Source organism: bacterium (Candidatus Blackallbacteria) CG13_big_fil_rev_8_21_14_2_50_49_14 (assembly GCA_002783405.1).
GTDB lineage: Bacteria > Cyanobacteriota > Sericytochromatia > UBA7694 > UBA7694.
This window is the reverse complement of the sequence record PFGG01000080.1, coordinates 215944-223045: the sequence shown is the minus strand read 5'-3', so window position 1 is coordinate 223045 and position 7102 is coordinate 215944. Positions and strand designations below refer to the sequence as shown.

General features: G+C 50.3%; 1 protein-coding gene, 2 tRNA genes and 3 rRNA genes. All 6 read right to left on the bottom strand.

From position 1 onward, the window contains the following. Nucleotides 1-34: 34 nt before the first annotated feature. A 5S ribosomal RNA gene (gene rrf, locus COW20_23990) occupies nucleotides 35-150 on the bottom strand. Nucleotides 151-218: 68 nt separating this feature from the next. Then, a 23S ribosomal RNA gene (locus COW20_23985) occupies nucleotides 219-3214 on the bottom strand. 162 nt (nucleotides 3215-3376) lie between these two features. Continuing rightward, nucleotides 3377-3449, bottom strand: a tRNA-Ala gene (locus COW20_23980). A gap of 4 nt (nucleotides 3450-3453) precedes the next feature. Beyond that, nucleotides 3454-3527 (bottom strand) — tRNA-Ile (locus tag COW20_23975). 188 nt (nucleotides 3528-3715) lie between these two features. Continuing rightward, nucleotides 3716-5229, bottom strand: a 16S ribosomal RNA gene (locus tag COW20_23970). The 16S, 23S and 5S rRNA genes sit together here with 2 tRNA genes alongside, the layout of an rRNA operon. A 689-nt stretch (nucleotides 5230-5918) precedes the next feature. After that, a complete protein-coding gene (ald, locus tag COW20_23965) occupies nucleotides 5919-7010 on the bottom strand; it encodes an alanine dehydrogenase (protein ID PIW44698.1) in 1092 nt (363 codons plus the stop codon). Nucleotides 7011-7102: the final 92 nt, after the last annotated feature.

Here is a 7102-nt window from a genome sequence, read left to right as displayed (position 1 = left end):
CCTCAATAAAGAGGAGGCCTTTTTTCAAGGTATTCCCTGGCGACGGGCTATCTTCCCGGGCAGTCTCCCGCCGAGTATTTTCGCTGCTGCCGCGTTTCACTACCGTGTTCGGGATGGGAACGGGTGGGTCCGCAACGCCTTGTCACCAAGGAAGTCCCACTAAGGGGATCTCATATACCTTGACAACTGCATAGAATGAATAGAAAACCTGTTTGTTGTAGGTCAAACCCTCGACCTATTAGTACTGCTCAGCTAAAAATATTGCTACCCTTACACTTGCAGCCTATCTACCCGATTATCTTCCGGGGGTCTTACTCTCATATAGAGATGGGAAATCTTATCTTAAGGTGGGCTTCGCACTTAGATGCTTTCAGCGCTTATCCACTCCCAACACAGCTACCCAGCGTTGGCCCCTTGGCGGAACCACTGGTACACTGGAGGTTGGTCCGTCCCGGTCCTCTCGTACTAAGGACGGCTCCTCTCAAATTTCCTGCGCTCATACCGGATATGGACCGAACTGTCTCACGACGTTCTGAACCCAGCTCACGTACCGCTTTAATGGGCGAACAGCCCAACCCTTGGGACGTACTACCGCCCCAGGTTGCGACGAGCCGACATCGAGGTGCCAAACCTCCCCGTCGATGTGGACTCTTGGGGGAGATCAGCCTGTTATCCCCAGGGTAACTTTTATCCGTTGAGCGACGCCACTTCCACGCGCTGGCGTCGGATCACTAAGCCCGAGTTTCCTCCCTGTTCGACCTGTCAGTCTCACAGTCAAGCTCCCTTATGCCTTTGCACTCTGCGACTGATTTCCAACCAGTCTGAGGGAACCTTTGGACGCCTCCGTTACTCTTTAGGAGGCGACCGCCCCAGTCAAACTGCCTACCAGCCACTGTCCTCTACCCGGATTACGGTGTAAAGTTAGAATTTAGATTACTTAAGAGTGGTATCTCACCGACGGCTCCACATCTCCTGACGAAAATGCTTCGCAGCCTCCCACCTATCCTGCACATAAGCAACCCAAATTCAATGGCAAGCTACAGTAAAGCTCCATGGGGTCTTTCTGTCCTGGTATGAGTAGGCCGTATCTTCACAGCCATTCCAATTTCACCGAGCCCCTCGCCGAGACAGCGTCCAAGTCGTTACGCCTTTCGTGCGGGTCAGAACTTACCTGACAAGGAATTTCGCTACCTTAGGACCGTTATAGTTACGGCCGCCGTTCACCGGGGCTTCGGTCAAAAGCTTCGGATTACTCCTAACCTCCTTCCTTAACCTTCCGGCACTGGGCAGGCGTCAGCCCCTATACTTCGACTTACGTCTTAGCAGAGACCTGTGTTTTTGTTAAACAGTCGCTTGGACCTCTCCGCTGCGACCACTTCATGCTTCACGAGTAAATCGCTACACACTAATGTGGCACTCCTTCTCCCGAAGTTACAGAGTTATTTTGCCGAGTTCCTTAGCGAGGGTTATCTCGCGCGTCTTAGTATTCTCTACTAACCCACCTGTGTCGGTTTACGGTACGGGCACTCTTTGTGTCACTAGAGGATTTTCTTGGCAGTGTGGCGTCAATCAGTTTGCAGAACGTATCCGCTTCAGTATGCACCTCAGATCAACATCCGGACGGATTTGCCTATCCAGACTACCTACATGCTACAAGGAACTATTCCAACAGTTCCCCTGACCTAGCCTTCTGCGTCCCCCCTTCGCTCAAACCACTACGAGTGGTGCAGGAATATTAACCTGCTATCCATCGGCTACGCCTTTCAGCCTCACCTTAGGCCCCGACTAACCCCACGCGGACGAACCTGCCGTAGGGAAACCTTGGGTTTTCGACGCATTGGATTCTCACCAATGTTTTCGTTACTCATGCCGCCATTCTCACTTCTGCTTCGTCCAGCACTGCTTACGCTATACCTTCGGCCTACAGCAGAACGCTCCTCTACCGATTAACCTAAGTTAATCCCGTAGCTTCGGTGCATGGCTTAGTCCCGTGAATTTTCGGCGCTGAAACGCTTGACCAGTGAGCTATTACGCACTCTTTCAAGGGTTGCTGCTTCTAAGCCAACCTCCTGGTTGTCTGAGCGTCTCAACCTCCTTAACCACTTAGCCATGACTTTGGGACCTTAGCTGACGATCTGGGCTGTTTCCCTTTCGACCACGAAACTTATCTCCCGTAGTCTCACTCCCGAGGAACGCAATGTTGGTATTCGGAGTTTAATAGGATTTGGTAGGATATTTCATCCCCCGCACCCAACTAGTGCTCTACCCCCAACACGCTTTTGCTCGAGGCTGACCCTAAAGCCATTTCGAGGAGAACCAGCTAGCTCCGGATTCGATTGGCATTTCACCGCTAACCACAGCTCATCCCCTAATTTTTCAACATTAGTGGGTTCGAACCTTCACGCAGTGTCACCCACGCTTCATTCTGGCCATGGTTAGATCATCCGGGTTCGGGTCTACCGCCAGCAACTAGATGCCCTATTCAGACTCGCTTTCGCTTCGGCTCCGGATATTTACTCCTTAACCTTGCTGCTGACGATAACTCGGCGGCTCATTCTTCAACAGGTACGCCGTCACTCTCTTAATAGAGCTCCGACTGCTTGTAAGCGCACGGTTTCACTACTATTTCACTCCCCTTCCGGGGTGCTTTTCACCTTTCCCTCACGGTACTAGTTCACTATCGGTTGCTGTTCAGTACTTAGCCTTACGAAGTGGTCTTCGCAGATTCAACCGGGATTTCACGTGTCCCGGCCTACTCGGGTGGACTTTCAGAGATAATTTGCTTTCGACTACAGGACTATCACCCGCTTTGGTCCAACTTTCCAGCTGTGTTCGTCTAACAAATCATTTTGTAACTCTGTGTAGCTAGGGCAATAACTACCAAAATCTCCCAACAACCCCACCATCACAACGCAGCCCGCTTTAACATGACAGTGGTTTAGGCTCATCCCCGTTCGCTCGCCGCTACTTAGGGAGTCGCTTTTGCTTTCCTTTCCTCGAGCTACTAAGATGTTTCAATTCGCTCGCTTACCTCTACCGTATCTATGTGTTCAATACGGAGTACCATGGCTTCACCATGGTGGGTTTCCCCATTCAGACATCCCGGAGTCAACGCTTGCTTGGCAGCTCGTCCGGGCTTTTCGCAGCCTGCTACGTCTTTCATCGGCTGACAGCACCTAGGGATCCCCCGTGCGCCCTTAATAGTTTGACCATAACGTCAAACATTGGTTTTCCATTCAATTTTTCTATGCAGTTGTCAAGGTACACTAACGTGTCGCTTCATAAATCTTCCGACCTACTCAGCTTAAAATACTCTCTCATCTTAACACTAGGTTAAGCACTCGTAAAGTACTTTAGGCTAACCAACTTCGGTTAATGGAGGTAAGCGGACTCGAACCGCTGACCCCCTGCGTGCAAGGCAGGTGCTCTACCAGCTGAGCTATACCCCCTCAGTGGGCCATCCTGGGCTCGAACCAGGGACCTCACGCTTATCAAGCGTGCGCTCTAACCAACTGAGCTAATAGCCCCTAATTGCTGAATGATCACTGAAAACTGAATAGCAAACTTGTCTGTCAAATTCTGTGAATCGACCTAATGGATATCACATGTACCGAAGTACCAAGCATTGAGAGGCTCTTTTATGTCTGACGCTCGCGCATCTGACTCGATCCTCTATTTGTAACACTTGAGCGCCGAAGCGCTTGCGAATCATCCCTAGAAAGGAGGTGATCCAGCCGCACCTTCCAGTACGGCTACCTTGTTACGACTTCACCCCAATCAATTGCCCCACCTTAGGCAGCTGCCTCCCAGAGGGTTAGCCCACCGACTTCGGGTTGAACAATCTTTCGTGGTGTGACGGGCGGTGTGTACAAGGCCCGGGAACGTATTCAACGCAGCATGCTGATCTGCGTTTACTAGCGATTCCTACTTCATGCAGGCGAGTTTCAGCCTGCAATCCGAACTGAGGGTAATTTTATGAGATTCGCTTCACCTCGCGGCTTCGCTGCCCTTTATATTTACCCATTGTAGGACGTGTGTAGCCCAGGACGTAAGGGGCATGATGACTTGACGTCGTCCTCACCTTCCTCCGGTTTGTTACCGGCAGTCAGTCTAGAGTGCTCAGCATTACCTGATGGCAACTAAACTCGAGGGTTGCGCTCGTTGCGGGACTTAACCCAACATCTCACGACACGAGCTGACGACAGCCATGCACCACCTGTGTTAGAGCTCCTTGCGGCACTCCCTGCTTTCACAGAGATTCTCTACATGTCAAGTCCTGGTAAGGTTTTTCGCGTTGCGTCGAATTAAACCACATCCTCCACCGCTTGTGCGGGCCCCCGTCAATTCCTTTGAGTTTCACACTTGCGTGCGTACTCCCCAGGCGGGATACTTAACGCGTTAGCTACGGCACAGCAGGGGTCGATACCCGCTACACCTAGTATCCATCGTTTACGGCGTGGACTACCGGGGTATCTAATCCCGTTTGCTACCCACGCTTTCGTACCTCAGCGTCAGGAGCGACCCAGAAAGCCGCTTTCGCTACCGATGTTCCTCCGAATATCTACGCATTTCACCGCTACACTCGGAATTCCGCTTTCCTCTATCGCCCTCTAGTCGACCAGTATCAAGTGCATCCTCGGAGTTGAGCTCCGGGCTTTAACATTTGACTTAATCAACCGCCTACGTACGCTTTACGCCCAGTAATTCCGAACAACGCTTGCACCCTCCGTCTTACCGCGGCTGCTGGCACGGAGTTAGCCGGTGCTTCCTCTGTGGGTACCGTCATTATCGTTCCCACTGACAGGAGTTTACATCCCGAAAGACGTCATCCTCCACGCGGCGTCGCTGCGTCAGGGTTTCCCCCATTGCGCAAAATTCCTCACTGCTGCCTCCCGTAGGAGTCTGGACCGTGTCTCAGTTCCAGTGTGACTGATCATCCTCTCAGACCAGTTACCGATCGCAGACTTGGTAGGCCTTTACCCCACCAACTATCTAATCGGACGTAGGCCCATCCTAAAGCGGCCGAAGCCTTTACTGATAGACATTACTCTAACAGCTTACGCGGTATTAGCCCACCTTTCGGCAGGTTGTCCCCCTCTTTAGGGCAGGTTGCCTACGCTTTACTCACCCGTCCGCCGCTTCATACACTCCCGAAGGAGTCTTCATCGCTCGACTTGCATGTGTTAGGCGCGCCGCCAGCGTTCGTTCTGAGCCAGGATCAAACTCTCAGCTAAAAAGCTTTGAAGCTATTAAGCTTCGTTTAAATTCAATCTTAACTCACATAAATTGACGTTGACTTGATTGCTATTCAGTTTTCAATGATCACTTATTCAGCTTACCGAACCGCTTTGGCGACCGTCAACCACTTCCAGTTAACTTTCTCAATTTCGTTCGGCAGTTAATTATCTTACCGGATTTCTATCGAGCTTGTCAACCCTTGAGTCGACCTTTTCGCCTCTCGAATCGGAGGACTTTCATCTTAACCGATCCGTTTCGACTGCGTCAAGGAATTGCATCCCTTTTTTTCAGTCTTTCTTTTGGTTCGCGTCGCTCACCGGGAAACTCAGTCAGAGTGCGTTTTTCGCTCTCTTTTCGCTGCCCTGCGTTCAACGTGAATTCATCATAACGGATCTCCTCTTCTACTGTCAATAAATACATCGGCTATTTTTTAGATTATTTTTAGATCCTGTTTAACCAGAACATAACCTCGACACTTCAGAAGGATTTAGCCCCCTCATTGGGCTTCAAGAAAGATATCCGAGCCTTCAAGTTTGAGATTCAAGCAGATCATGCACAAATACCGACCTGAATCAGGTCAAATCTCAGATAAATAAAATCGATGTAAAGCCTTAAAATCATCTGAAAAAGAAAAAAGCTCCTGAGAGTTTCTCTCAGGAGCTTTTAAATCAATCTAAAAATTAGGCAAGGTCAGGAAAAGCATCTGCCACAACAGGATGCACAATCCGGCCCCGCTCAATATTCACGCCATGGCGCAAAGGCTGGTTATTCTCCAAAGCTGCTGGATAGCCCTTGGCTGCAAGCTGCAAGGCATAAGGCAGGGTTGAATTGGTCAAGGCATAGGTCGAAGTGCGAGGCACTGCTCCCGGCATATTGGTTACGCCATAGTGAATCACCCCATGTTTTACATAGGTCGGATTGCTGTGGGATGTGGGCTTAATCGTCTCCACACATCCGCCCTGATCAATCGAGATATCCACAATCACGCTGCCCTCTTTCATGGTTTTCACCATTTCTTCACTCACCAGAGTGGGGGCTTTGGCACCAGGAATCAAAACGGCACCCACCAAAAGATCAGCAAAACTGACACTGCGGGCAATTGAACCAATATCTGAAGCAACCGTTTCAAATCGGCCTTCGAGAATATCATCCAAATAGCGCAGACGGTCGATATTGCGATCGACGATGGTCACAAAGGCGCCCATCCCCAAGGCTACTTTTGCAGCTTGCGTGCCGGTAACACCGCCGCCTAAAATCACGACATTGGCTGAAGGTACGCCAGATACGCCGCCCATTAAAACGCCACGGCCCCCATTGCGTTTTTCAAGATACTGGGCACCAATCTGAACAGACATGCGTCCGGCAATCTCACTCATGGGGGTCAAAAGCGGCAGGGACCCATTGGGCATTTGAATCGTTTCATAGGCAATGGCAATACAACCACTCTTCTTGACATTGGCTGTCAACTCACGATCAGCCGCCAAGTGCAAATAGGTAAAGAGCAATTGGTTTTCACGCAATTTGCCGCATTCTTCCTGCTGAGGCTCTTTGACTTTTAAAATCATATCGGCTTTGGCAAAAATTTCGTCTGCACTGTCTACAATCGTGGCGCCCGCCTGATGATAATCTTCATTGGTAAAGGTACTGCCCAAACCGGCATTGTTTTCAATAAAGACTTCATGGCCCTGGGCCTGAAAGGCCTGTACGCCGGAAGGTGTAATCGCCACGCGATATTCGTGGTCTTTGATCTCCTTGGGAATTCCGACTTTCATTGATCCTCCTGGCTGTTTTACTGACAGCATGATTTTCATCTAAATTTTCGTGTTTTGAAACGTATGAGACTATGATACTCTAGGTTCTGAAG

Excerpts from the sequence above, each read along its gene's own strand:
- ald (PIW44698.1), bottom strand. The coding sequence starts at position 7,010 with ATGAAAGTCGGAATTCCCAAGGAGATCAAAGACCACGAATATCGCGTG.